The sequence below is a fragment of the Ruminococcus sp. Marseille-P328 genome, assembly GCF_964249465.1.
Lineage (GTDB): Bacteria > Bacillota > Clostridia > Lachnospirales > Lachnospiraceae > Blautia_A > Blautia_A faecis.
In genome coordinates this window covers 75,834-99,363 of the sequence record NZ_CAXUBQ010000010.1, presented here as the reverse complement: position 1 = coordinate 99,363, position 23,530 = coordinate 75,834, and the positions used below count along the sequence as shown (strand labels likewise).

Genomic DNA, 23,530 nt, shown 5'->3' with positions numbered 1-23,530 from the left:
ATATCTACTCCTCCATAATAAGCTCAAACAGTTCCCGGATCTCTTCCTCAGACAATCCGCTGATCCGCGCTTTCCGGATCACTTCCTCCAGTTCTGTCTCAATCTCCCGCTTCCGCTCTTCCATAAGAAGTCCCTGGTTATTCTTGGCAATAAAGCTGCCTTTCCCATGCACCGTAACCACGAACCCCTCTTCCTCCAGAAAGTCATACGCCTTCTTCACCGTAAGAGCACTAATCTTCAGCTCCTTCGCCAAAGTTCTCACAGAGGGAAGCATTTCCTCTTCCTTTAACGTCCCGTCAATGATCATCGCCTTAATCTGATCTGTGATCTGCTCATAAATTGGCTGCATCGACGAGTGATTAATTATGATCTTCATGTGACTCCTCCTTATGTAAACAGTATATAACAGTATTATACTGTTGTCAAGTGTTATACGCTGTTTATTTCCACTTAATTCATAGTTACTTTGAACAATCAGCCTGGGATGGGCAGTGTGTTGCGGACAGTTAGTCAAAAAGCGGGATTTTATGAGTATAGCGCAGGTTCCATAAACACTGTCTGAGCCCAGCAGGGGCGAGTTTGTTTATGGAACCTGCAATCGACGACGGAGTAAAATCCCGTTTTTTGACGTTGTCCGCAACACACTGTCTCTCCCAGGCGTCCGCCTTCGCCACACAAAAAAAGACGTGCATACCTGAGTCTAAACTCACATACACACGCCAATATTTTTATTCAGCTTTATTAAACACTTCTTTATCCACAGCCCCATTCTGGCAAGCCACAATGGTCGTACAAACAGCATCACCGGTAATATTAACCGCTGTTCTTGCCATATCCAGAATACGGTCAATACCCATGATAATACCGATTGCCTCAACTGGAAGACCAACAGAATTAAATACCATAGTCAAAGTAACAAGTCCAACACTTGGAATACCTGCGGTACCAATGGAAGCCAGTGTGGCTGTTCCGATTACTGTAATATAATCCATAGGAGTCAGCTGGATTCCAAAAGCCTGGGCAGCGAACATAACCGCAACTCCCTGCATAATGGAAGTACCATCCATATTGATAGTCGCACCAAGAGGTATGGTAAAAGAAGAAATCTTCTTGGAAACACCCATCTTCTTGTACAGCGTATCAATAGAAAGCGGAATCGTCGCATTGGAGGTTGCAGTGGAAAAGGCAAAGGCCATAACCGGGAAAAACTTTCTGATAAACTTCACCGGATTCAGGCCTGTGAACAGCTTCAGCAAAATCTGGTATACACCAAAACACTGGATTGCCAGAGCGATCAGAACTGCGATCATATATTTTGCCAGAGGCACAAATGCGCTGAAACCAATGGTTGCAAAAGTTCTTGCGATCAGACTGAATACACCAATGGGAGCCAGACTCATAACCATCATAGTCATTTCCATCATAATATCATTAAACTGGCTGATAAAATTGGAAACGGTCTCCGCACGCTCCCCAAGCTTTGCCAGGATCACACCAATGATCAAAGCAAACACTATGATCTGAAGCATTTCCCCACTTGCCAGGGACTTGATGGGGTTATCTGGAATGATATTGAGAATGGTCTGAACCAGAGAGGTGGACTCCATAGTCTCAATATCGGAAGCATTTACCTGGATCTTACTCATATCAAGACCAATTCCCGGTCTCAAAAGAGTTCCGATTCCAAGGGCAACTGCAACTGCCACCGCTGTTGTGACCAGATAAAATGCAAGTGTTTTTCCACCTACATTTCCCAGCTTCTTAGTATCACCAATAGCCATACTTCCACATACCAGTGAGCAGAAAACAAGAGGTACTACCAGCATTTTCATAAGGCGGATAAATCCCTGCCCAAGAACGTACAGCACTCCCTCAACGATCACATCATTCTTCACACTGCTATCCGGCACCAGGTAATGGAGAACCATTCCTGTGATTGCTCCGGCGATCAGCGCAATAAAGATCATACTGGTTAAGCTGATCTTCTTTTTCTCTTTTACATTCTTTTCTTTCTTCGCGCTCATCTTAGCCCTCCCGTTTTTCTTTCATAAATTCTTCCAGAGAATCCTTCCAGCCAGGCATCTCATATACATCGATAATGCGAAGGATGAAATTATCCAGAACTGCATATGCAGGTCTGGCAGAAGAAAGATCAGACTGCGGGGTAGGTACCGGATTCAGCTGCTCCTCTTTGCCTGCAAGGCGAAGTATCTCCTTTGCAAATTCATAACGATTGCAAACGCCCTGACAGGTTGCATGATAGGTTCCGTACTCATTGGTACGGATCAGATGCAGGATAATTCTTGCCAGATCTTTGGCACTTGTAGGGGAACCATACTGATCCTCCGCTACAGCCAGAGCTCTGCCCTGATCTGCAGCCTCCAGAACACGGTTTACAAAGTTATTTCCCTTTCCGAATACCCAGTTGCTTCGGATGATAAAGTGCTTGTGGGTAAACTCCTTCACATAATTCTCCCCGGCGCACTTGGATTTTCCGTAAACAGTCTTAGGATTTGTATTGTCAAACTCCGTGTACGGCTTCTGTGCCAGACCATCAAAAACGTCGTCTGTGGAAAGCTGCACCATCTTTGCCCCTGTTTTTCTTGCCACAAGGCTTAAGTTACGGGCGCCTAAAGCGTTTACACGAAATGCTTCCTCCGGCTGCTTCTCGCAAAGCTCTACGTCTGTGATCGCAGCACAGTTGATGATCACATCCGGACGGTTGATCTCTCCAAAATGGAGAACTTCGTCTGTTTCTGTAATATCAAGCGCATTTTTGTCTGTATTCAAAACTTCAATTTCCAACGGATCCAGCACTTCATTAATTGCCTCGCCAATCTGGCCTTCAGATCCTACGATCCATACTTTCAGCATGTTTTCTCCTCCTTTTCACACGATAAATAATATTTTAACAAGCCAGGCCATACACTGTCAAGAAAAAAGATTGCGTCCTTTTTCCCAATCTGAAAATTGAATTTCCAAAACAGCTGTTAGCATCTTGAATTTCCCAGTCATACCTTGTATAATTTTTGCCAAATGAACAGGGAAGGATTCAGAATTATGAAAAGAAAAGTAGGGAAACGAAAAAAGCAGCTGCAGCAAAAATATTTCTTCCGAAAACTTCTTCTTACAGAAGGGATCCTGATCATTGCAGCAGTTATTATACTGGGAGGAGTTTTCCTCGTAAAAAAGATCCGGGAAAATGTAAATACAGTTTCCATGGTTGAGGAAGCCAGCGGTCTGGACATGGATGACTCCAATTCTCTTGCCGCTGTAAAAGCCGCAATGGCAAGACCGGCAGAATTTTCTCCTAAATGCGTAGATTCCACCAGCCCATCTTTATACATAGAAACCACAGACATTGAGGTGGACGGACAGATACTTGCCAATACTTCGGATTATACCTCCACAGATACCCACTCCTTCGATGCCGGGATCAGCTACACAGATGTGGATGGAATCGTCACCTTCCGCGGAAACAATTTCCGCGACACTGCAGCCTATGGCAATACACAGATTAAAAATGGAAAAATCCAGGATCTCTGGACAGCAAAAACCGGCTCTATTACTTACGGCGATGCCACCTGGTCCGGAAGCGGCTGGACCGGACAGCCTCTTATGGAAAAATGGTCCCAAGAAGTAAAGAAGTCCATGAATATGTACGACTGGGCAAAGGAAAAAGACGATCTTGTGGAAGTGATCTATGCCTGCATGGACGGCTATGTATATTTTCTGGATCTGGAAACCGGCGAGGCTACCAGAGATCCCCTTTACCTTGGTTTCACCTTCAAAGGAGCAGGTGCACTTGATCCCAGAGGTTATCCAATTATGTATGTGGGCGCAGGTTATGACAGCAATGAAGGCACTGCCAGGGTCTTTGTTGTGAATCTTCTGGACTGCAGTGTGATGTATACCTTTGGAAATAATGATGAATTTTCCCTTCGCGGAAATTTAAGCTACTTTGATTCCTCCGCCCTTGTGGATGCTGCCACAGATACCCTGATCTATCCAGGAGAGAACGGAATTCTTTATCTGATCAAACTGAATACCAGTTATGACCCGGAAGCAGGCACCTTGTCCATAAATCCGGATCACATTGTAAAATGGCGCTACTACGGAACACGTACCAGCGTAGGCTCCTACTGGCTTGGCATGGAGGACAGCGCAGCCATCTATGACGGTTATCTTTTTATTGCTGATAACGGCGGCAATCTGATGTGCCTGGATCTGAATACCCTGCAGCTTGTATGGGTGCAGGATATTCTGGATGACTCCAACTCCACTCCTGTTTTGTCTGTGGAGGACGGACACCTTTACCTGTATGTCAGCACCTCTTTCCGTCTGGGCTGGCGAAGCAGCACCACTGCAGAGGTTCCTGTCTGGAAAATTGATGCGGAGACAGGAGAGGTCATCTGGCAGACCTCTTACGACTGTTCCTCCGAGGACAGTGTTTCAGGTGGTGTACAGTCTACCATCGCCGTTGGAAAAGAAGAATTGTCGGATAACATTTATGTGACTGTTGCCAGAACCGGCGGACAGGCACAAGGTGTACTTGCATGCATTGATAAAAATAGCGGGAAAGTAAACTGGGAACATGAATCTGCCTATGCCTGGTCTTCACCTGTATGTGTATACAATCCGGATGGCAGCGGAAAGGTTCTCTACTGCAACAGCACAGGACATATCTATCTTCTGGATGGAAAAACAGGAGATGTTCTTGACTGCCACCAGATCAGTGAGGGAGTCATCGAAGCATCTCCTGCTGTATATCAAAGTTATATGGTTGTGGGAACCAGAGATTGTAAGATATGGGGGATGGAACTGCAGTGATGCGGTTCCTCCCCATTTTATTTATGCGATAGGCGAGCCAAAGTTCGTGCCTGCACGAAAAACCTTGGTGACTGACGCGATAACGAATAAAACTCGCAGAGCGTGCTTTGTCTCATTTACTTGATAGGCGAGCCAAACTCGCGCAGCGTATTTATCGCGTTTACTCCGATTTAATCGCCCAGCGCATTTTCGTAGACCGTGCGCGTCCATTCTGGGCACATTCCTGGGCTGACGGACGAATCACATCTTTGGAATAATCGGAATAAATTCCCTCCTTGTATCCAGCCTTCAGTGCTTTCTTCACCAGCTTATCCTCTCCTGAATGGAACGTAAGGATTGCTGCTCTTCCTCCGGGCTTCAGTGCTCCCGGCAGCTTCTCCATAAACTCATACAGAACCTCAAACTCCCGGTTCACATCAATCCGAAGGGCCTGGAAGGTACGCTGGCAGGTCTTTTTGATGGTCTCCTTCTTCTCTTTTTCCGGAAGGAAATCCAGAGTTTTCTCAATGACCTGGCGAAGCTTTGTGGTGGTATCCATGTGGTTTCCCTTGCGTATCTCATCTGTGATCGCCTTGGCAAGCTCTTCACAGTATGGCTCGTCTGAATTTTCATAAAGCATTCCTGCAAGCTCATCCCGGGTAATATGTTCCAGGCGCTCTGCCGCACTGATCCCGGCTTCCTGATTCAGGCGCAGATCCAGAGGTCCGTCTGCTTTGAAGGAAAAACCTCTCTTGGGATTATCGATCTGCATGGAGGACACGCCGAGATCAGCAAGAAGGAAATCAAAACCTCCCACTTCTTTTGCGATCTCATCAATGGTACAGAAATTCTGAAGTTTAATGGTAAGAATATCCTCCCCAAAGCCAAGATCTTCCAGTCTTTTCTTTGTCTTGGCTGCTTCCTCATGGTCTACGTCAGTGGCATACATATGCCCCTGTCCCTGCAGGCACTGAAGCATGGCCTTTGTATGACCGCCGTAGCCAAGTGTGGCATCAAAGCCAATCTGTCCTGGTTTGATCTCCAGAAAATCAATAATCTCTTTTACCATAATAGAAATATGCATGCCTGCCGGGGTATTCCCTTTTTGCATTACATGCTGAATGGTATCCTGGTATTTCTCTGGCTGAAGTTCTTTATATTTCTCCTCAAATTTTTTCGGGTATCTGCCCTTGTAGCGCACTCTGCGCTTATGAGACTGCTGCCCCTCCTGCACACTCTGCGCATTCTCATGCTGTCTGTTCTCTTTTTCCTGTGACATTCTGATCTCCTGTATCTTTTTATCTGTTGCCATCTACCAATTTCGCAGAAAAATTCTTTATGCCGGAATTCTCACCCATTTCGTAAACAGCAACTTTCATTTGCTAATTCTGCCGCATCATCACATCAATGTTTCCAAACTACAGCTAACATCTTCTGTAATTACCCCTGCTTCCGTTTCTCCAATTCCATACTGATTTTCGAAACAAACAGATCAAACGCCACGTCATTCTTTCCGCTGTTGATCACAATATCAGCCTTGGAACGAGTGGGCTCTACATAAAGGTAATGCATGGGTTTCACTGTATTTAAGTACTGTTTAATAATTCCATTCAAGTCTCTTCCCCGCTCTTCCACATCACGGGAAATCCGGCGGAGGATACGCTCATCGGCGTCAGCTTCCACATAGACCTTAATATCAAGGAGCTCACGCACTCTGGGATCTGCCAGAAGAAGGATTCCCTCCACAAGGATCACCGGACTTGGGGTGATATGAAGGATCTTGTCGGAACGGTTATGTTGGGAATAATCGTAAACCGGACAGTCAATAGCTTTCCCCTGCCTCAGAAGTTTCAGATGCTCCACCAGAAGCTCTGTCTCCAGGGAATCCGGATGGTCGTAATTCACAGTCACACGCTGCTCAAAAGGGATTCCATCCTGTCTGCGGTAATAATTGTCGTGATAAAGGACTACTACGTCATCTCCAAAACGCTTTTTAATTCTGTTTGTAAAAGTAGATTTACCGGAGCCGGAGCCGCCGGCAATTCCTATAATAAGACTTTCCATATTCTTCTCCTACCTGTCAAGATCAAATTCTTCCGGCATAAATCTCGGACAAATGTTCTCTGAGGTACAAATTACAGTTGAGGAAAGACGGGTACCAATGGCACATGCCTCTCTCATTGTTTTTCCATAGGTAAGACCTACGCACACACCTGCAAAAAAGGCATCTCCCGCGCCTGTGGTGTCAACCACATCTACCTTCATAGCTGGGTAAACGCCCCAGTTTCCTTCCTGATCTGCATAAGCTGCACCATCACTTCCCATGGTAACCACCATCTTTGGAATATGGGCGGACTGGATCCTTTTTGCCAGACACCGGGCCATCTCTTCAGGCTTCAGGTCACCGTAATCCTCAGAAAACAGGATGCCCGCTTCCTGCTGGTTGCATACAAAGCAGGCTGTCCGCCTTAAGAAGTCACGTCTTTCAATGGCAATGGTCATATTCGATACAAGAGCGTATACTTTTTTGCCGTATTTCTCTGCATAGTGAAAGGTCTTCTTCACAATTTCCTTGTCAATATCGATTTCGATCACAACGCTGTCCGCATCCTGGAAAATTTCATCTCCGTGTTCATCCAGGATCTGCTCTATCGGACGATGGTCCGGACGTTTGGAAATAGATGCCACCACATCTCCGTCCTGGTCAAAGACAGCCAGCCAGGTTCCCATGCCGTTTTTTACCTTACGCATATATCTAGTATCTACTTTATGACGCTCCAGTTTGCGGATCACATCATCCCCCATAGCGTCGTCATCTACCAGACTGACAAAGGTTGGTTTCAACTCTATATTGGCAATATCTTCCACTACATTTCTTCCTACACCGCCGTGGATCTGCTGGATCACACCGGCATTTCTTCCTCCTGGAATAAATGGTGCTGTGGAATAACCTTTCACATCGATAAAAACATCACCGATTACAACAATTCCCATATTATAACTTTTCTCCTTTGTTACGTTATATCTTTTGGTTTGCGCTGCCTCTTATGAAACCCGCACTTCCTTACGGCTACATACCGGCTATGATTTCCGTCACCAGCTTTTTAAAAGATTTCGCCACTCTGTCTGCAGTCTCCTGAACCTCCTTGTGGTTCAGCTCCTGCTTCGAAATGCCAGCTGCCATGTTGGTGATACAGGAAATTCCGCACACTTCAATTCCCATATGACGGGCTGCCATTGCCTCACATGCAGTGCTCATTCCAACTGCGTCACCGCCCCATATAGCCGCTATTCTCACTTCAGCCGGAGTTTCATAGGCAGGGCCTGTAAACTGCACGTATACGCCCTCCTGGAGACCTATACCACATTTTTCCGCACTGGCGCGGATCACCTCTCTCAATCGTCTACTGTATACCTCACTCATATCCGGAAATCTGCTTCCCAGTTCCTCAATGTTCGGTCCGATCAGCGGACTTGGAATTCCTGTGGTAATATGATCGGTGATCATCATAAAATCGCCTGGTTTAAAATTCGGGTTCACTCCACCGGCTGCATTTGTAAGAAACAGCTTCTTCGCCCCCATCATGCCCATCAATCTTGTGGGAAGAACTACATCCGTCATTGGATAGCCTTCATAGTAATGCACTCTTCCCTGCATGATCACAACCGGCACATTTTTCACATATCCAAATACAAATCTGCCTTTGTGGCCTGCAACTGTGGAGGTTGGAAAACCTTCAATCTCTGTATAGTCAATGGTGGTTTCGATCTGGATCTCATCTGCATAATCTCCAAGGCCGGATCCCAGGATCAGCGCCACTTCCGGTTTAAAATCTGTCCTTTTTCTGACACTTGCAAGGCAAGTCTCTAATTTCTGATATAAATCGCTCATGTACACCTTCTCCTTTATCTACAGCTATCCGGCTTATTGCCAGGACAGCTTATAACATTATTTTCATATAAACAGAAAACCTTCAATACCATGCATTTTGCCATAGTCTTGTTTTCCGTTTATACGTTGCCGATTTTCTCATCAACAGTCCTCTTTAGCCTTTCGTACTGCTTCCTGTCGATGCAGATCTGATTGCCTTTTTTCACGATCAGCTGTTCTGCTTGAAACTTCTTGATGGCGCGGCTGATGCTTTTCAGGCAAAGGCCTGTCTCATCAGCCAGATTCTGCCGGCTTTCGCCGATGCATAAAATGTCATTTTTGTTATATTTTTCGAACCATTCCGAGAAAAGTACAGCTAATCTGTCAGCCCCTTCCAAAAACAGGTACAGACGGTTCCGCCGCTCTTCCTCTAACAGGGAAGCACAGGTAAGCTTTGCCTCCAGGCGAAAAGCTTCCGTATCTGAATAAATCCATTTCTCATACTGCGCTCTTGGAAGCTTGGTAACAATACACTCTGTCTCTGTCTGCAGGGTGGTCTGGTAGGTATCCTGTCCCAGGATCACCTCCATACCACCAAGCGCAATGAGATTCATAGGCTTCATAAAATCATAGGCAATGCCGGAAATCCGGTAATCAGTGGCTTTTACCCTTCCTCTGGCAACAAAGAAAATCGTATCTGCCGGTTCATTTTCCCTGATAAAAGTAGTTCCGGCTTCCATTATCTCACTCTGAAACAGGTCCATAAGCCATAATGGCGCAGTACGGAAATACGCCTCAAATTGTTTCTGTTTCTCACGTTCCAGTTCACGAAGGAATGGAAGTACATCGTGTAAATAGGTGTGTTTCATATGATTTCCTCATCTTCTGCCATGTGCTGCAAATCATTTGTTTCTATCCGGCTTCTGCCGCAAAAGCAGACAATCCACCGGATGAACAACCGCTATCCAACAGCTGCTTTTCTATTTTAGCATAATTTCTCAAGAATGGAATGTCCGATAGTTCCTTCCGGCATTTTCACGTCAAAATTATCTGCTACTGATGCGCCAATAACGGAAAAAGTATCCTCGTTTTCAAGGGGGCCACCCTCTTTCATAGTCTTGGAATAAGCCAGGAAGGGAACATACTCTCTGGTATGGTCAGTGCCGCTATAGGTGGGATCATTCCCATGGTCCGCGGTAAGAATAAGAAGATCATCCTCCCGAAGCTCTTCCAAAAGAATGCCCAGATTCCTGTCAAACTTCTCGATTTCCTTGCCGTAGCCTTCCACGTTTCGTCTGTGTCCCCACAGGGCATCGAAATCAACCAGGTTCACAAAGCAAAGTCCCCTGAAGTCTTCTTTGCAGATCTGGATGGTCTGCTCCATGCCGTGTACGGAGCTGTCAGAATGATAGGTCTTTGTGATTCCTTCGCCGCAGAAAATATCGTTGATCTTCCCTACACCGATCACATCCAGCCCATTATCCTTTAACGCATTTAATGCAGTCAGACCTGTTGGCTTCAAAGCATAGTCATGACGATTACTTGTTCGCCTGAACTCACCTTTCTTTTTGCCAACGTATGGTCTGGCGATGACACGGCCTACACGCCATTCATCCTTCCGTGTAATTTCTCTTGCGATCTCGCAGCAGCGATACAAATTCTGAAGATCAAAGGTTTCCTCATTTCCGCAGATCTGAAGAACAGAGTCGGCTGAAGTATACACGATCATGGCACCTGTATGGATTTCTTCCTCCCCAAGCTCTTCAATGATCTCCGTTCCGCTGGCGCTCTTGTTTCCAATCACGCGCTTGCCGCAGCGCTTCTCCAGCTCCGCGATCAGCTCCGGCGGAAAGCCGGTGGCTGTGAAAGTCTTAAACGGCTTCTCTGTCTTAATTCCCATCATTTCCCAATGACCAGTCATTGTATCCTTGCCATTGCTGGCTTCGCCTACGCGCATGTAACGTCCAATCGGCTTCTCCACACCTTGCATATTTCCTGCCGGATGAAGATTTAACATTCCAAGCTTCTTAAGGTTTGGTATTTCCAGGGAGCCCATTTTATCCAGAATATGTCCGAATGTATCCACTCCCACATCCCCGAATTTCTCTGAATCCGGCATGGCACCGATTCCCAGAGAATCCAGAACGATCACGAAAATCCTTTCATATTTTTTCAAAATAAAATCCCTCGTTTCCAATATTTTATCCTTTTATTCCCAGTTCAGAATACAATCTCGCTTTCGCCTCATCAGTGGCAAATGCCGTATCCACTGCATTCTTCATCATCAGCCGTATCTCTTCCTCCTGAATGCCATACGTGTCCTGAATGAACTGAAGCTCTTTGGTAAGGCTTGTGTTGCTCACTGTACGGTTGTCCGTATTTACGGAAACCTTCAATCCTGTGTTCAGAAATTCCCGGATGGGATATTCTGACGGACTGTTTACTGCTTTTGTCTGAAGATTGCTGATGGGACACATTTCAATTCCAATGCCTCTGTCAGCCAGCTCTTTTTGAATATTATAATGGCCTCGCATGGCGATTCCATGTCCGATCCTGCCAGCTCCCGCTTTTACAGAATCCACAATGTTCTGTACGCTTCCACACTCTCCTGCATGAAGGGTAAAGGGCATCTCCAGCTTACGGGTATTCTGAAAAAGTTCCATAAACTGTGCCATGGGATATGCTGCTTCCGCACCTGCCAGATCCGCTGCACATACACCATATCCCAGATATTCACGGGCTGTTTTTATCATCCGGCTGTTGTCCTCCTGGCTGTGATGACGCATGGCACAGGTAATCACACCAAACTCCGTTCCAAAGTCTGCTCTGCCCCGCTCAAGACCTTTTAATACCGCCTCGATCACAGCACGGCAGTTCATTCCGGAGGTCTCTGAAAGAAGAGGTGCAAAACGGATTTCTGCGTAGCGTACATTTTCCTGGCTCATGGTGCGAAGTACATCGTAGCCAGCTGCCTCAAGCCCCTTTTCATCCATAATGCACTGACCCGGAAGCGAAAATTTCTCCAGGTATTCTGCAAGGCTTGTGCAGTCATCGGACACGCTAAGCTCTTCCTGCTGTACCCTTCTTCCCAGCTGACGCTCCATAAACTCCCGGCTTAAAGACCCATCCAGATGACAGTGAAGTTCTGCCTTTGGTAGTGCTTTTAATTGTTCGATTGTCATAATTTTTTCTCCTGCAATTCTTTATGCTGCCTTATAACCACCGGATTCAATGCCAGATCACTCTGTTTTCGGCATTTTCCGACATACTTCATAATACTATTCTCCAGTCAGCAGCTTTCATGCCAGATTAGAAGGTCCGAATCCTAACGGCAGGAGTTCTTTTAGTGTATACACATCATAATGCTCTTTGTCCACCGCCAGAATGACCTGGAAGGTTTCCGGGTTGCAAAACTCCATCATGACCTGTCGGCACACGCCGCAGGGAGCTGCATATTCTGTGAGCACGCCAGCCTTACCGCCGACAACACAGATAGCCTGAAAATCCTTCACCCCTTCGCTTACTGCCTTGAAAAATGCGGTACGCTCCGCACAGTTTGTGGCTGTATACCCGGCATTTTCAATGTTGCAGCCTGTGTAAACCTGCCCGTTTTTTGCAAGGAGGGCTGCGCCTACTTTAAAATTGGAATATGGTGTATAGGAATATTTCAGCTGGTGGATTGCTGTATCAATCAGCTGGTTAATCATCTCTTTTTCCATTTTCACACCTCTCTTATCATTCACATTTTCTGATTGTCTCTGACAACATAATGCTCTTCTCGATGAACGTCGTTATAATCTGATCAATTCCGGAGACAGCATCTGTTCGCCTTTACAATCAATGACCAGATCAATATCCTGTGGCTTTCTCATTTTTTACAATTTTTATAATTCGGCTGGTTCCCAGTCGGTCTGCACCAAGTGCAAGGAACTTCTCTGCATCCTCCAGGGAAGAAATTCCGCCTGCTGCTTTCATCTTTACATTTGGTCCGATATGTCTGGAGAAAAGCTCAATGTCTGCAAAGGTTGCACCTGCACCGCCAAAACCGGTAGAGGTCTTAATATAATCTGCGCCTGCTTCTGTTACAATCTGGCACATTTTAATTTTTTCCTCATCTGTGAGGAAGCAGGTTTCAATGATAACTTTCAGGATTTTGTCACCGCATGCAGCTTTTAAGGTGCGGATCTCGTTCTCAATCAGGTCATATTTCTGATCTTTCAGCCAGCCGATATTGATTACCATATCGATTTCGGAAGCACCATTTACAAGAGCATCTTTTGTTTCAAATTCCTTGGCTGCTGTTGTCATGTAGCCATTTGGGAAACCGATAACCGTGCACACTGCCATTTTTCCATTCATGTATTCTGCTGCCTGTTTTACATAGCTTGGCGGAATGCATACGGATGCAGTTCCGTATTCCATCGCATCGTCACAAATCTGTTTGATTTCTTCCCAGGTAGATGGCTGGAGAAGAAGGGTATGATCCACATGTTTTAAAATCTCTTTTACGTCCATTTATTTTCCTCATTTCTGTTATCTCTTTATATTGCCCGAAATTACTGTATCGCAATTTACTGGCAGGATTCATATCTGTTCTTTATTTGATTGTCTAGTACATCGAATATTAAGTAACTGCAAGATGTTCGTCACAATTTGTGGGAGATTTCGCCCGAATGAAGGCGCCGTAATGGGCTACGGCAACCGAATTCAGGCAAAATGTAACGCAAAGTGGGGCGTGCAGATTGCGATGTCATGGTCTTAATTCGACGAATCCTCCCGGATCAGCTTTCTCACAGCTTCAACAGCCACCTGGATTGCCATATCTGTATCATGCACAACCGGATTATCCAGTCCCAGCTTCTCTCTTTCCTGATTTGCAAGCACCAGGAAACAGGAGCCAGCTCTGGCACGAAGCTTGCCAGCTGCAATAAAAAGCGCTGCAGATTCCATCTCGGAAGCAAGACAGCCCATTTTCTTCCAGGCCTCCCATTTGTTGAGCAGCTCATAACCAACTGGCATTGCTTCAGGCTCATGCTGTCCGTAAAAAGCGTCTTTGCACTGGACAACACCTGTATGACAGGAAAGTCCTTTTTCTTTCGCAGCTGCCACAAGGGCGTTTGTCACGTCCAGATTAGCTACTGCCGGATACTCTATGGGGGCATATTCCCGGCTGGTTCCCTCCATACGGATGGCACCTGTGGCAATTACGATATCTCCGCTTTTTACCTCAGGCTGTATACCGCCGCAGGTTCCAATGCGGACAAAAGTATCTGCGCCGCACCGGGAAAGCTCTTCCATGGCAATGGAGGCAGACGGTCCGCCGATTCCGGTGGATGTCACGCTGACTTTCACGCCGTCCAGGGTTCCTGTATATGTGATATATTCTCTGTTGTCTGCAATGAGAACCGGGTTATCGAAATACTGGGCGATTTTCACACAACGTTTCGGATCTCCCGGCATGATCACATACCGTCCCACTTCCCCCTTTGCAACCTGGATATGATACTGTCTGCTGGCATCTTCAGAATAGTTTTTCATAGTATATCACCTCTGTCCTTTATCGTACGGAATACCTTCCGCCTTCGGTGCCCTGGAGTTCTTGGATACAAACACCAGAACGATCAGGGAAATAATGTACGGGAACATGTTGTATAATGTGCTGGGAAGCTTCAGTGCTACCAGCGCATCAAATCCGGTGTAAACGTTTGACAACGCACGGAAAAGACCGAACAGAAGGGCTGCCAGTCCGATGTTTACCGGCTTCCACTGTCCGAAGATCATAACAGCAAGTGCAAGGAAACCAAAACCAGCAACTCCGTTCTCAAATTTCCACTCACTTACACCGGCAGTGATATAAACCAGTCCCCCAAGACCGCCAAGTGCGCCGGAGATCAAAACGCCTGCGTAACGCATTTTAAAAACATTGATACCTACCGAATCGGCTGCCTGTGGATGCTCACCACATGCCATCAGACGAAGTCCAAATCTGGTCTTATAAAGTACCACATAAGAAGCAATGAGGATCAGCAGTGCAAAAAGCATGAACCAGCTGAATTCAAATTTTCCAATTCTTATCAGGAACGCTTTCTTAGCCACCTTGTAGGCAACTGTGGAAGAAACGTTGTCTGGGTTTTCTGCCATGTTGATGGCTCTTACGATAACAACGGCTGCAGCCGGTCCAAGAAGATTCAGGGCCGTACCAACCAGTGTCTGGTCTGCATTGAAATGAATGGCAGCCACACCAAGGAGCAGGGAAAATATCATTCCCACAAGCACACTGGCCAGAACCACCAGAAGGATCACAACTGGTGCCGGAGCGGAATCCGGAAGATATTTCATCATCAGGGCACCGCCAAGTGCACCCATAACCATAATTCCCTCAAGACCGATGTTGATGACACCGCTGTGCTCGGAAAAACAGCCGCCAAGTGCTACGAGAATCAATACAGAAGCAAATATTAATGTATACTGAATCAATAATAACATTATTTTTCTCCTCCTTTTGCAGCTTTTTTCTCATCTCTCCTGTCGAGATAACGGTTTAACCAGAGTTTGAAGAAGAATACAAATCCACACAGATAAATGATAAACGCGGAGATCAGATCAGAGATCTGTGCACAATACATGGTCTTATCCACATAGCTTCCACCACTTGTAATATGCTGGATAAAATAAGAGGAAAAAATTGCTCCGATGGGGTGAAGGCCGCCAAGGAAGGCTGCTGCGATTCCATTAAAGCCCATGCCCGGAACGGTTGTCTGCTGAACCATCCAGGTCTCAATTCCGCTGAGATAGAAAACAGCTGCGCCAAGTCCTGCAAGACCGCCAGCGATCATCATGGTTACAATGGTATTTCTCTTCTCTTTCATGCCGCAGTATTTTGCAGCATTTTTGTTCATACCTGTTGCGCGAAGCTCAAAACCGAATTTTGTTTTTTCCAGAAGTACCCACACTACGATTGCCATTACCACAGAAATAATAAGACCGATGGATACGAATTTGTTTCCGGAAAAGATCTCGTCCAGTCCACAGTTGGGAAGAAGAGCACTCTTATTGCCGCTGGAAAGATCTACAGTGTATGGAGTAGACTCGGATTTCACCTGGGTAAGAAGCATATTCACCACATACAGGGAAATCCAGTTCAGCATGATACAGGAAATAACTTCGTTTACATTGAAGTAAGCCTTCAGTGCACCGGAGATGCCGCCTACCAGGGCTGCGATCACGATTGCTGCGATCATGCATACATACCAGGGCATGCCAAGTTTCAACGCAAAATACAGAGAAGCTCCGGCTCCAACTACATACTGTCCTGCTGCTCCAATATTAAAAAGTCCAACCTTGTAAGCAAACAGAACGGACAGGGAACACATCAGAAGTGCGGAAGCCTTTACCAGCGTAGTTCCCATATATTTCATCATAGCCTTCTGGCTTGGATAGTAAAAATAATTCTTGATAATTGCGGTAATCGCACCTGCTGCTCCTGCAGGATTAATAATAAGAAGTACCAGATAACCGATGAGAAGACCGATCACAATGCATAAAAGAGAGGCAATGATGGTCTGAACCGCATTGTTTCTCAGAATGCTTTCTTTCTTTTTGGATTCATTATTCATTGCTCTTCGTCTCCTTTCTCTTCGATCCTGCCATGTAAAGGCCAAGTTCCTCTACGGTTACTTTCTTCGGATCAAATTCTCCTACGATTTCTCCTTCGTACATTACCAGAATCCGGTCTGATACGTTCATAACCTCATCCAGCTCCAGACTGATCAGAAGAACGCCTTTGCCTGCATCTCTTGCCTGTACCAGCTGTTTGTGAACATGCTCGATTGCTCCAACATCCAGACCACGGGTAGGCTGAACTGCGATCAAAAGCTCCGGATTCTTATCGATCTCACGGGCAATGATTGCTTTCTGCTGGTTTCCACCAGACATGGATCTCGCCTTGGTGATGGCACCCTGACCGGAACGGATATCGTACTGTTCGATCAGGCGGTTGGCATATTTGCGAATCTCTTTGCGTTTCAAAAAGCCCAGTTTATTGGTAAACTGTGGTTCGAAATATCTCTGAAGGACGATGTTGTCTTCCAGGGAATAATCAAGTACCAGGCCGTGTTTGTGACGGTCTTCCGGGATATGGCTCATACCGGAGGTAAGACGCTCACGGATTGGCATGTGAGTAATGTCTTTTCCATTCATAGTGATGGTGCCGCTCTTCAGTGGCTCCAGACCGGAAAGCCCATAGACAAATTCAGTCTGACCATTTCCGTCGATTCCGGCGATACATACGATCTCACCTCTGTGGACCTGAAGGGAAACGCCGTTGACTGCGTTATTCTTATGATGCTTGGAAGCAACCACCATATCCTTGATATCCAGAACAACTTCACCGGGCTTTGCTTCTTCTTTCTCTACAACGAAGTTTACGTCTCGTCCAACCATCATGGCGGAAAGCTTCTCCGGGTTGGTATCCCTGATGTCTACGGTTCCGATGCATTTTCCCTTACGAAGAACGGTACAGCGGTCTGCAACCTGCATGATCTCACCAAGCTTGTGGGTAATGAACAGAATGCTTTTGCCTTCGGCTGCCAGATTTTTCATGATCTGCATAAGCTCCTGGATTTCCTGCGGAGTAAGTACTGCGGTAGGCTCATCAAAGATCAGGATCTCGTTGTCACGGTAAAGCATTTTCAGGATCTCGGTTCTCTGCTGCATACCTACTGTGGTATCCTCGATAATGGCATCCGGATCTACAGCAAGACCATATTTTTCGGAAAGGGCCATAACCTTTTTACGTGCGCCCTCTTTCTGAAGGAAACCGTTTTTTGTGGTCTCAACACCAAGGATAATATTATCCAGAACGCTGAAGCATTCTACCAATTTGAAATGCTGATGTACCATTCCGATGCCCAGGTCATTTGCATCGTTTGGATCTTTGATCTCAACTTTCTTTCCATCTTTGTGGATTTCACCCTCTTCCGGCTGATACAGACCGAACAGAACACTCATCAAAGTGGATTTACCTGCTCCATTTTCGCCAAGCAGAGCGTGGATTTCACCTTTTTTCAATTGAAGTGTGATATTGTCATTTGCGATGATTCCGGGAAAACGCTTGGTTATTCCCAGCATTTCAATTGCATATTCACTCATCTTCGCTTTCTCCTTTTTTCATGGCAGAGTCACAGCCAGAAAGCACAGGTACTTACAAATGTAAAAAAGGGAAGTGGCCACTGCTCACTCCCCTTTTTATCACTGCATGGCCATTCTTCATGTTAAGACCAGTCTGCTTTCCTGTCGGAACCCTACCCGTGATTTATAATTGCATTTACTATGCGGAGTAGTTGGTTGTCTTATTTGATGCTGCCGTAATCATTTACTGTGATCTCAGTCTCTGGCATTGCTGTGATGTCGCTGCTTACTTCAATCTCGCCATTGTATAATTTCTTTACAAGATCTTTGTAATCATCTACAGTGAAATTGTCATCCCACTGGGTTGTCTCCATTGGGAGCTGTACATAGTTGTCTTCCGGGTTCTCAGATACAAGACCAAGATTGTCGATCTTTCCAGCGTAATCAGATTCCCAATTGCCATCCTTGATCGCATCAAGTGCAGTCTTTACTGTCGGTGCAAGACCCTTCATAGCGGAGGTAACAGTGATGTCCTCACCGATGATTCCGGACTGGTCAGAGTCAACACCGATTACCTTGCCGTCAACCTTCGCTGCTGCTTCTGCTGCAGATGTGTAGATTCCACCGCCGCATGCGAATACAACTTCAACGCCCTTGCTTCCGTACCAGGTATCCATGTAAGCTGTGATGTCTGCATCGCCGTAGAACTGTCCGCCGCATACATACTCAAGCTCAACGTCACTTGTGATTCCAAGCTCTTTGGCTGCTTCGTCTACGCCCTGAACATATCCATATCCAAAACGGGTAACAGCCGGTACAGACATACCGCCGAGGAATCCAAGATGCTTGTATCCAAGCTTCACAGCTGCATATCCAGCCATGTATCCGGAGATCTCTTCCTGATAAGTACAGCAGTAAACATTGTCTGCATTGTAGTAATCGGTCACTTCATAATCATCCGGATTGTAGGTGTATCCTTCGCCAACACCTTTCTCGCAGATATCGCCTGCACTTACGTCTGGTGCAATAAACTTCACATCCGGATACATCTCAGACTGCTCTACGATAGTAGCTGCGAACATATATCCCGGAAGTACGATCACGTTAGCTCCATCTGCTACAGCCTGGTCAACACTTGCGTTACGTGCCTCATCAGAGTCGCTCTCTGGTTTATAATAGTTGAACTCAGAACCATTCTCTTCGGACCACGCCTTACATGCCTCGTAAGTGGTCTGGTTAAAGCTCTGGTCTGTAATATCACCGGAGTCAGTTACCATGGCGATCTTCATATCTCCAGCCTCAGCCTTCACCTCTGTCACTCCGTAAGCTGGTGCAAGGGAAAGTGCCATTGCACCTGCAAGAACCATAGCTGCAATTCTTTTCTTCATATTATTTTTCCTCCTTTTTTTAAAATTGGCTTTGTTATCTCTACAATGACATATGTCTCACTTTTAAAACAGGACACATGTCCCTTTTTCTATATTTATTTTCATTTTCGTACAAAAAGGATATTTTTTCAAGTGTTTTTTAGTATATTTTTTTACATTTGATTTTTTGCAAAAAGACATATGTCCTTTTTATCTTTCATGTCCTATATTTTTCCTTAATGATATTTATGCATCCGCACATAATAGCTGATGCATAAGATCACAGTAGCTCCGCTCCATGCTGCAATCTCTGCAAAGAAAATACCGTCCTGCCCGATAAAATGGGGAAGAATCAGCGCAGCACTGATACGCATGACAAATTCGGCCATACCACTTACCATAGGCATTAACGTATCTCCCAGTCCCTGCAGTGCAGATCTGTACACATACAGGAAGTACAACACCCAGAGCATGGCAGCCATAATAGAAAGGTATTTAAAAGCAATTGCAAGTACCTCCTGTGTCTGCTGCGGTTCACCTGAGATGAAAAGTGAGAGGATATTTTTTCCAAATAAAAACATGGCAGCAGAAATGATCAGTGAGGTAAGCAGCGAAAGCAGCATACTGCTGCGGACTCCTTTCCTGATCCTGTCGATCCTTCTGGCTCCCAGATTCTGGCCCACATAAGTAACGATGGCATATCCATAAGAAATCGCTGCCATTTCCAACAGACCATAAAGCTTGTTTGTAGCTGTAAATCCTGCCACAAAAAGAAAGCCATAGCCATTGATCACATACTGGACTACCAGACCGCCTACACCGATAATGATATTCTGAAATACAACAGGAATACCAAGCTTCATCAGACGGGCATTCATTCCTGTGGCAGTCATAAAATCTGCTCTGGACAGATGAACAATATCAATTCTGCGTAAAATCAGAAAACAGTACACGGCAGAAAAACTCTGCGCAATCACAGTTGCGATTGCTGCCCCTGCCACCCCCCATCCGAAGCCTGCCACAAAAAGGATATCCAATGAAATATTCAGTACCGATGCGATAATCATTGCAGTTAATGGTGTTTTACTGTTTCCCATAGCCCTTAAAGCAGCGGCAAACATATTATAGGCTGCAGTAGCCGGAATTCCGCAGAAAATAATACGCAGATATAATAATGACATTCCGATAATATTGGAAGGTGTATGCAGCCCTGTTAATACCAGTGCCGCAAAGGACTGGCTGAGAATGAATACTCCCACTGCGATGAATGCGGTCAGCCGATAACTGTGTGCCAGAGATTTACGCAGATTTTCAAAATCCTTTGCACCATAATACTGCGCGAGCTGAATGGAAAATCCCTGAGTAAGACCAGTGGATATTCCTGTGACAACCCACAACAGAAAGTCAACCGCACCCAGTGCAGCAAGGGCCTCCACACCTGCTATCTGGCCAACGACCATAGTATCCACCATTGTATAAAGCTGTTGACAGATATTCCCCAGCATCAGGGGAATTGCAAAAAGAATGATCAATCTCCCCGGCGAACCGGAGGTCATATCCTGAATCTTGGTTTTCATTTGTATAAAATTTCCTTTCCGGAGCATATTCTAGAAACAAAAAAACCTTGAAGAACCGTATTTCTACAATTCTCCAAGGCAATTTTTACGCTTGGACACATATCATACTGAAGTATGACTTAAATATATATTCAGAATGAATTATTTATTCTTCTGAGCGATAGCTGCCTGAGCTGCTGCCAGACGAGCAACCGGTACACGGAATGGTGAGCAGGATACATAGTCAAGACCGATCTTGTTGCAGAACTCTACAGAAGATGGATCTCCACCGTGCTCTCCACAGATTCCGATGTGAAGGTTCGGGTTAACTGGCTTACCAAGTTTGATAGCCATATCCATAAGCTTACCAACGCCAACCTGATCCAGTTTTGCAAATGGATCGTTCTCGAAGATCTTAGCGTCATAGTATGCGTTAAGGAATTTACCAGCGTCATCACGGGAGAAGCCGTATGTCATCTGAGTTAAGTCGTTGGTACCGAAGCAGAAGAAGTCAGCCTCAGAAGCGATCTGGTCAGCTGTAAGAGCTGCACGTGGGATCTCGATCATTGTACCTACTTCATATTTCAGATCTACGCCTGCTGCTGCGATCTCAGCGTCAGCTGTCTCAACAACAAACTTCTTAACATATTTAAGCTCTTTGATATCACCTACTAACGGGATCATGATCTCTGGGCAGATGTTCCAGTCAGCGTGAGCTTTCTTTACATTGATAGCTGCACGAATAACTGCTGTTGTCTGCATCTTAGCGATCTCTGGGTAAGTAACTGCCAGACGGCATCCACGATGTCCCATCATTGGGTTAAACTCATGAAGAGAATTGATGATAGTCTTGATCTCTTCTACAGTCTTGCCCTGAGCGTCAGCAAGCTTCTTGATGTCTTCCTCTTCTGAAGGAACGAACTCATGAAGCGGCGGATCCAGGAAACGGATTGTTACAGGGTTGCCCTCGAGAGCCTCGAACAGACCTTCGAAGTCTTCCTGCTGATATGGAAGAACCTTAGCAAGTGCTGCTTCTCTCTCCTCAACTGTTGTGGAGCAGATCATCTCACGGAATGCATCGATACGTCCCTCACCGAAGAACATATGCTCTGTACGGCAAAGACCGATACCTTCAGCACCAAGCTCAACTGCTTTCTTAGCGTCAGCAGGAGTATCAGCGTTTGTACGAACCTTCATTGTTCTGTACTTGTCAGCCCATGCCATGATACGTCCGAACTCACCAGCGATTGTAGCGTCTACTGTCGGGATGATTCCGTCGTAGATGTTACCTGTTGTACCATCGATAGAAAGGAAATCTCCCTCGTGGAACTCTTTGCCAGCAAGTGTAAATTTCTTATTAGCTTCGTCCATAGCGATATCACCGCATCCGGATACACAGCACTCACCCATACCACGGGCAACTACTGCTGCATGAGATGTCATACCACCACGAACTGTCAGGATACCTTCAGCAGATTTCATACCTGTGATATCCTCTGGGGATGTCTCAAGACGAACGAGGATAACCTTCTCGCCTCTCTCAGCCCACTCTACAGCGTCATCAGCTGTGAATACGATCTTACCACAAGCAGCTCCTGGAGAAGCTCCAAGACCTTTACCCATTGGTGTAGCAGCTTTCAGAGCCTTAGCGTCGAACTGCGGATGAAGAAGAGTATCAAGGTTACGAGGATCGATCATAGCTACTGCTTCTTCCTCTGTTCTCATTCCCTCATCAACAAGGTCACAAGCGATCTTCAGAGCAGCCTGAGCGGTTCTCTTACCGTTACGTGTCTGCAGCATGTATAACTGGCCATGCTCAACAGTGAACTCCATATCCTGCATATCTCTGTAGTGTGTCTCCAGAGTATGGCAAACTTCTGTAAATTTCTTGAATGCTTCCGGGAACTTCTGCTCCATCTCAGCGATGTGCATAGGTGTACGAACACCAGCAACAACGTCCTCACCCTGTGCATTGGTAAGGAACTCACCGAACAGACCTTTGTTTCCTGTAGCTGGGTCTCTTGTAAATGCAACACCAGTACCACAGTCATCACCCATGTTACCGAATGCCATCATCTGTACGTTAACAGCTGTACCCCAGGAATATGGGATATCGTTGTCACGACGATATACGTTGGCACGTGGGTTGTCCCAGGAACGGAATACGGCTTTGATTGCACCAACTAACTGCTCTTTCGGGTCAGCCGGGAAATCGGAACCGATTTTTTCTTTATATTCAGCCTTGAACTGCATAGCAAGTTCTTTAAGGTCGTCAGCTGTAAGCTCAACGTCAAGTTTAACGCCTCTTTCAGCTTTCATTTTGTCGATAAGCTCTTCGAAATATTTCTTACCAACTTCCATAACTACGTCAGAGTACATCTGGATAAATCTTCTGTAGCAGTCCCAAGCCCAACGTGGGTTGCCGGATTTCTCAGATAATACAGCTACAACGTCTTCATTTAAACCAAGGTTCAGGATAGTATCCATCATACCTGGCATAGAAGCTCTTGCGCCTGAACGAACGGAAACAAGCAGAGGATTCTCGATGTCACCGAATTTCTTTCCGGTAACTCCTTCCATCTTGGTGATTGCTTCCATGATCTGACCCATGATCTCGTCGTTGATCTGTCTTCCATCCTCATAGTACTGAGTACAAGCTTCAGTAGTGATTGTAAATCCCTGAGGTACAGGAAGTCCAAGGTTTGTCATCTCAGCAAGGTTAGCACCTTTACCACCCAGAAGGTTTCTCATATCAGCGTTACCTTCTGTAAACATGTAAACCCATTTTGCCATTTTAC

At 45.8% G+C, this 23,530-nt stretch carries 21 protein-coding genes; 2 read left to right on the top strand and 19 right to left on the bottom strand.

Annotation, left to right across the window (positions count from 1 at the left end):
* Positions 1 to 4 precede the first annotated feature (4 nt).
* The 3 genes from ACESTK_RS08975 to rfbD form a co-directional block, all read right to left on the bottom strand.
* A complete protein-coding gene (locus tag ACESTK_RS08975; RefSeq protein WP_117853413.1) occupies positions 5 to 376 on the bottom strand; it encodes a GntR family transcriptional regulator in 372 nt (123 codons plus the stop codon).
* Positions 377 to 728: 352 nt separating this feature from the next.
* The gene (locus tag ACESTK_RS08970; RefSeq protein ID WP_118578602.1) at positions 729 to 2,024 is read right to left on the bottom strand and encodes a dicarboxylate/amino acid:cation symporter; all 1,296 of its coding nucleotides are present in this window, start codon (positions 2,022 to 2,024) and stop codon (positions 729 to 731) included.
* A gap of 1 nt (position 2,025) precedes the next feature.
* Positions 2,026 to 2,874 carry a dTDP-4-dehydrorhamnose reductase gene (rfbD, locus tag ACESTK_RS08965; RefSeq protein WP_118578604.1) on the bottom strand — a complete coding sequence of 283 codons (849 nt, stop codon included), beginning with the start codon at positions 2,872 to 2,874 and terminating at the stop codon, positions 2,026 to 2,028.
* Between the two features lie 186 nt (positions 2,875 to 3,060).
* On the opposite strand from rfbD, the gene ACESTK_RS08960 reads away from it, so the two are divergent.
* Complete coding sequence (locus tag ACESTK_RS08960) at positions 3,061 to 4,830, top strand: PQQ-binding-like beta-propeller repeat protein (RefSeq protein WP_373119558.1); 1,770 nt, start codon at positions 3,061 to 3,063, stop codon at positions 4,828 to 4,830.
* Between the two features lie 160 nt (positions 4,831 to 4,990).
* On the opposite strand, the gene rsmH is transcribed toward ACESTK_RS08960, so the two are convergent.
* The 9 genes from rsmH to deoC form a co-directional block, all read right to left on the bottom strand.
* Positions 4,991 to 6,088 (bottom strand): 16S rRNA (cytosine(1402)-N(4))-methyltransferase RsmH, encoded by a 1,098-nt coding sequence (gene rsmH, locus ACESTK_RS08955; protein WP_148462297.1) that lies wholly within the window; start codon positions 6,086 to 6,088, stop codon positions 4,991 to 4,993.
* A gap of 161 nt (positions 6,089 to 6,249) precedes the next feature.
* Positions 6,250 to 6,873 (bottom strand): uridine kinase, encoded by a 624-nt coding sequence (udk, locus tag ACESTK_RS08950; protein ID WP_173716872.1) that lies wholly within the window; start codon positions 6,871 to 6,873, stop codon positions 6,250 to 6,252.
* Positions 6,874 to 6,882: 9 nt separating this feature from the next.
* Positions 6,883 to 7,803: a carbohydrate kinase family protein gene (locus tag ACESTK_RS08945; protein WP_118578612.1), complete on the bottom strand. Its 921-nt coding sequence runs from the start codon at positions 7,801 to 7,803 to the stop codon at positions 6,883 to 6,885.
* A gap of 76 nt (positions 7,804 to 7,879) precedes the next feature.
* On the bottom strand, positions 7,880 to 8,701 hold the full coding sequence (locus ACESTK_RS08940; protein ID WP_373119557.1) for a purine-nucleoside phosphorylase: 822 nt from the start codon (positions 8,699 to 8,701) through the stop codon (positions 7,880 to 7,882).
* Positions 8,702 to 8,820: 119 nt separating this feature from the next.
* The gene (locus tag ACESTK_RS08935; protein WP_373119556.1) at positions 8,821 to 9,549 is read right to left on the bottom strand and encodes a Crp/Fnr family transcriptional regulator; all 729 of its coding nucleotides are present in this window, start codon (positions 9,547 to 9,549) and stop codon (positions 8,821 to 8,823) included.
* A gap of 116 nt (positions 9,550 to 9,665) precedes the next feature.
* Positions 9,666 to 10,856 (bottom strand): phosphopentomutase, encoded by a 1,191-nt coding sequence (locus ACESTK_RS08930; protein WP_187565611.1) that lies wholly within the window; start codon positions 10,854 to 10,856, stop codon positions 9,666 to 9,668.
* Positions 10,857 to 10,881: 25 nt separating this feature from the next.
* Complete coding sequence (gene add / locus ACESTK_RS08925; protein ID WP_373119555.1) at positions 10,882 to 11,862, bottom strand: adenosine deaminase; 981 nt, start codon at positions 11,860 to 11,862, stop codon at positions 10,882 to 10,884.
* 117 nt (positions 11,863 to 11,979) lie between these two features.
* The gene (locus ACESTK_RS08920) at positions 11,980 to 12,405 is read right to left on the bottom strand and encodes a cytidine deaminase (RefSeq protein WP_373119572.1); all 426 of its coding nucleotides are present in this window, start codon (positions 12,403 to 12,405) and stop codon (positions 11,980 to 11,982) included.
* 124 nt (positions 12,406 to 12,529) lie between these two features.
* Positions 12,530 to 13,195 carry a deoxyribose-phosphate aldolase gene (deoC, locus tag ACESTK_RS08915; RefSeq protein WP_373119554.1) on the bottom strand — a complete coding sequence of 222 codons (666 nt, stop codon included), beginning with the start codon at positions 13,193 to 13,195 and terminating at the stop codon, positions 12,530 to 12,532.
* A 124-nt stretch (positions 13,196 to 13,319) separates the two neighbouring features.
* Between deoC and ACESTK_RS08910 the strand changes: the two genes are divergently transcribed.
* Entirely contained in the window at positions 13,320 to 13,442 is a 123-nt protein-coding gene (locus ACESTK_RS08910; protein WP_373119553.1) for a DUF6783 domain-containing protein, read from the top strand.
* Here ACESTK_RS08910 and udp read toward each other — a convergent pair.
* The 7 genes from udp to ppdK all read right to left on the bottom strand — a co-directional run bounded on the left by udp (position 13,439) and on the right by ppdK (position 23,525).
* A complete protein-coding gene (udp, locus tag ACESTK_RS08905; RefSeq protein ID WP_373119552.1) occupies positions 13,439 to 14,218 on the bottom strand; it encodes a uridine phosphorylase in 780 nt (259 codons plus the stop codon). The genes ACESTK_RS08910 and udp overlap by 4 nt on opposite strands.
* Positions 14,219 to 14,224: 6 nt before the next feature.
* Positions 14,225 to 15,166: an ABC transporter permease gene (locus ACESTK_RS08900; RefSeq protein ID WP_173719035.1), complete on the bottom strand. Its 942-nt coding sequence runs from the start codon at positions 15,164 to 15,166 to the stop codon at positions 14,225 to 14,227.
* Entirely contained in the window at positions 15,166 to 16,296 is a 1,131-nt protein-coding gene (locus tag ACESTK_RS08895; RefSeq protein ID WP_226821942.1) for an ABC transporter permease, read from the bottom strand. Before ACESTK_RS08895 ends, ACESTK_RS08900 begins: the two co-directional genes overlap by 1 nt.
* Positions 16,289 to 17,830, bottom strand: coding sequence for an ABC transporter ATP-binding protein (locus ACESTK_RS08890; RefSeq protein ID WP_373119551.1), 1,542 nt, complete (start codon positions 17,828 to 17,830; stop codon positions 16,289 to 16,291). The genes ACESTK_RS08895 and ACESTK_RS08890 overlap by 8 nt, the downstream gene beginning before the upstream one ends.
* Before the next feature lie 200 nt (positions 17,831 to 18,030).
* Positions 18,031 to 19,197: a BMP family protein gene (locus ACESTK_RS08885; protein ID WP_118578632.1), complete on the bottom strand. Its 1,167-nt coding sequence runs from the start codon at positions 19,195 to 19,197 to the stop codon at positions 18,031 to 18,033.
* A 215-nt stretch (positions 19,198 to 19,412) separates the two neighbouring features.
* Positions 19,413 to 20,753, bottom strand: a complete 1,341-nt coding sequence (locus ACESTK_RS08880) for an MATE family efflux transporter (RefSeq protein WP_373119550.1) — start codon at positions 20,751 to 20,753, stop codon at positions 19,413 to 19,415.
* Positions 20,754 to 20,894: 141 nt separating this feature from the next.
* Positions 20,895 to 23,525 (bottom strand): pyruvate, phosphate dikinase, encoded by a 2,631-nt coding sequence (ppdK, locus tag ACESTK_RS08875; RefSeq protein WP_118578636.1) that lies wholly within the window; start codon positions 23,523 to 23,525, stop codon positions 20,895 to 20,897.
* Positions 23,526 to 23,530 lie beyond the last annotated feature (5 nt).

Excerpts from the sequence above, each read along its gene's own strand:
- rsmH (WP_148462297.1), bottom strand. The coding sequence starts at position 6,088 with ATGTCACAGGAAAAAGAGAACAGACAGCATGAGAATGCGCAGAGTGTG.
- ACESTK_RS08960 (WP_373119558.1), top strand. The coding sequence starts at position 3,061 with ATGAAAAGAAAAGTAGGGAAACGAAAAAAGCAGCTGCAGCAAAAATAT.
- deoC (WP_373119554.1), bottom strand. The coding sequence starts at position 13,195 with ATGGACGTAAAAGAGATTTTAAAACATGTGGATCATACCCTTCTTCTC.
- udp (WP_373119552.1), bottom strand. The coding sequence starts at position 14,218 with ATGAAAAACTATTCTGAAGATGCCAGCAGACAGTATCATATCCAGGTT.
- ACESTK_RS08900 (WP_173719035.1), bottom strand. The coding sequence starts at position 15,166 with ATGTTATTATTGATTCAGTATACATTAATATTTGCTTCTGTATTGATT.
- rfbD (WP_118578604.1), bottom strand. The coding sequence starts at position 2,874 with ATGCTGAAAGTATGGATCGTAGGATCTGAAGGCCAGATTGGCGAGGCA.
- ppdK (WP_118578636.1), bottom strand. The coding sequence starts at position 23,525 with ATGGCAAAATGGGTTTACATGTTTACAGAAGGTAACGCTGATATGAGA.
- ACESTK_RS08910 (WP_373119553.1), top strand. The coding sequence starts at position 13,320 with ATGTTCGTCACAATTTGTGGGAGATTTCGCCCGAATGAAGGCGCCGTA.
- ACESTK_RS08945 (WP_118578612.1), bottom strand. The coding sequence starts at position 7,803 with ATGGGAATTGTTGTAATCGGTGATGTTTTTATCGATGTGAAAGGTTAT.
- ACESTK_RS08890 (WP_373119551.1), bottom strand. The coding sequence starts at position 17,830 with ATGAGTGAATATGCAATTGAAATGCTGGGAATAACCAAGCGTTTTCCC.
- add (WP_373119555.1), bottom strand. The coding sequence starts at position 11,862 with ATGACAATCGAACAATTAAAAGCACTACCAAAGGCAGAACTTCACTGT.
- ACESTK_RS08975 (WP_117853413.1), bottom strand. The coding sequence starts at position 376 with ATGAAGATCATAATTAATCACTCGTCGATGCAGCCAATTTATGAGCAG.
- ACESTK_RS08970 (WP_118578602.1), bottom strand. The coding sequence starts at position 2,024 with ATGAGCGCGAAGAAAGAAAAGAATGTAAAAGAGAAAAAGAAGATCAGC.
- udk (WP_173716872.1), bottom strand. The coding sequence starts at position 6,873 with ATGGAAAGTCTTATTATAGGAATTGCCGGCGGCTCCGGCTCCGGTAAA.
- ACESTK_RS08880 (WP_373119550.1), bottom strand. The coding sequence starts at position 20,753 with ATGAAAACCAAGATTCAGGATATGACCTCCGGTTCGCCGGGGAGATTG.
- ACESTK_RS08885 (WP_118578632.1), bottom strand. The coding sequence starts at position 19,197 with ATGAAGAAAAGAATTGCAGCTATGGTTCTTGCAGGTGCAATGGCACTT.
- ACESTK_RS08935 (WP_373119556.1), bottom strand. The coding sequence starts at position 9,549 with ATGAAACACACCTATTTACACGATGTACTTCCATTCCTTCGTGAACTG.
- ACESTK_RS08895 (WP_226821942.1), bottom strand. The coding sequence starts at position 16,296 with ATGAATAATGAATCCAAAAAGAAAGAAAGCATTCTGAGAAACAATGCG.
- ACESTK_RS08940 (WP_373119557.1), bottom strand. The coding sequence starts at position 8,701 with ATGAGCGATTTATATCAGAAATTAGAGACTTGCCTTGCAAGTGTCAGA.